Below are 1,847 nucleotides of genomic sequence, written 5' to 3' on the forward strand. Positions count from 1 at the left end.
TCGGCGTACATCTTCTCCGGGCTGTCGTGGTCCTGGTAGGCGTCCGGCAGCGTCAGCGTCCGAACCCGCACGCCCCCCGCGTCCAGCGCGCCCCGCTCCGACAGCAGGTGCAGCACCATCGCGCCGAACCCGCCCCGCGAGCCCTCCTCGATCGTGATCAGCACCTCGTGGGTCCGGGCCAGGTCCAGGATCAGCGCCGCGTCCAGAGGCTTGGCGAACCGCGCATCCGCCACCGTCACCGCCACGCCCTGCTCCGACAGCGCGTCCGCCGCCTTGGCGGCCTCCGCCAGGCGCGTGCCCAGGCTGAGGATCGCCACCCGCGCCTCCGGGTCCCGCCGCACAACCCGGCCCTGGCCGATCGCCAGGACCTCGCCCCGCTCCGGAAGCTCCACCCCCACGCCCTCGCCCCGCGGGTAGCGCAGCGCGATCGGGCCCGAGTCATGCGCGTGGGCGGTCGCCACCATGTGCACCAGCTCGGCCTCGTCGGAGGCCGCCATCACGGTCATGTTCGGCAGGCAGCACAGATACGCCAGGTCGAACGCCCCGGCATGCGTCGCCCCGTCGGCGCCGACCAGCCCCGCCCGGTCCATGCAGAACCGCACGGGCAGGTTCTGCAGCGCCACGTCGTGCACCACCTGGTCGTAGGCCCGCTGCAGGAACGTCGAGTAGATCGCCACGAACGGCCGGTAGCCCTCGGTCGCCAGACCGCCCGCGAACGTCACCGCGTGCTGCTCGGCGATGCCGACGTCGAAGGTCTTGTCCGGGTGCGCCTTGCCGAACAGGTCGATGCCGGTGCCCCCGGGCATCGCCGCGGTGATCGCCACCACCTTGTCGTCGGCGTCGGCCGCCTTGATCAGGCTCTCGCCGAACACCCGGGTGTAGGCCGGGGCGTTCGGCTTGGCCTTGGCCTGCACGCCCGAGACCACGTCGAACTTCACCACCCCGTGGTAGCGGTCGGCCGAGGCCTCCGCCGGGGCGTAGCCCTTGCCCTTGCGGGTCACGACGTGGAGCAGGATCGGGCCGTGCTCGGCGTCGCGGACGTTCTTGAGCACCGGCAGCAGGTGGTCGAGGTTGTGCCCGTCGACCGGGCCGACATAGTGGAAGCCCATCTCCTCGAACATCGTGCCGCCGCCGACCACCAGCGAGCGGGCGTATTCCTCGGCCGCGGCCGCGCGCTGGTAGAGCGCCTTCGGCAGGAGCTTGCCGAGCTGCTTGGCGGTCTCGCGCAGGGACTGGTAGGCGCCCCCCGAGGCCAGCCGGGCGAGGTAGGCCGACATCGCCCCCACCGGGGGCGCGATCGACATGTCGTTGTCGTTGAGGATCACGATCAGGCGCGAGTGCAGGGCGCCGGCGTTGTTCAGGGCCTCGTAGGCCATCCCGGCCGACATCGAGCCGTCGCCGATCACCGCGATGGCGTTGCGGCGCTTGACGCCCCGGCCCTTGGCCCGGGCGGCGGCGGCGTCGAGGTCGCGGGCCACCGCCATGCCCAGCGCCGCCGAGATCGAGGTCGAGGAATGGGCGGCCCCGAACGGGTCGTAGACGCTCTCGGAGCGCTTGGTGAAGCCCGACAGCCCGCCGCCCTGGCGCAGCGTCCGGATCCGGTCGCGGCGCTCGGTCAGGATCTTGTGCGGGTAGCACTGGTGCCCGACGTCCCAGACGATGCGGTCGTCGGGGGTGTCGAACACGTGGTGCAGCGCCACGGTGAGCTCGACCACGCCCAGCCCCGAGCCCAGATGGCCGCCGGTGATCGACACCGCGTCGATCATCTCCGCCCGCACCGCGTCCGCAACCGCCTGAAGATCCGACTCCGGAAGACCCCGCAACGCCGCGGGGTTCGGGATACGGTC

At 72.3% G+C, this 1,847-nt stretch carries 1 protein-coding gene; it reads right to left on the reverse strand.

All coding sequences use genetic code 11. The features are described 5' to 3' along the window. Positions 1-1,841 (reverse strand): 1-deoxy-D-xylulose-5-phosphate synthase (gene dxs, locus MKL01_RS06595; protein WP_243904418.1); only part of this gene is annotated, 1,841 nt, incomplete at its 3' end. Between the last annotated feature and the right edge of the window lie 6 nt (positions 1,842-1,847).

It is taken from the genome of Methylobacterium sp. J-070 (assembly GCF_022829385.1).
Classification (GTDB): domain Bacteria; phylum Pseudomonadota; class Alphaproteobacteria; order Rhizobiales; family Beijerinckiaceae; genus Methylobacterium.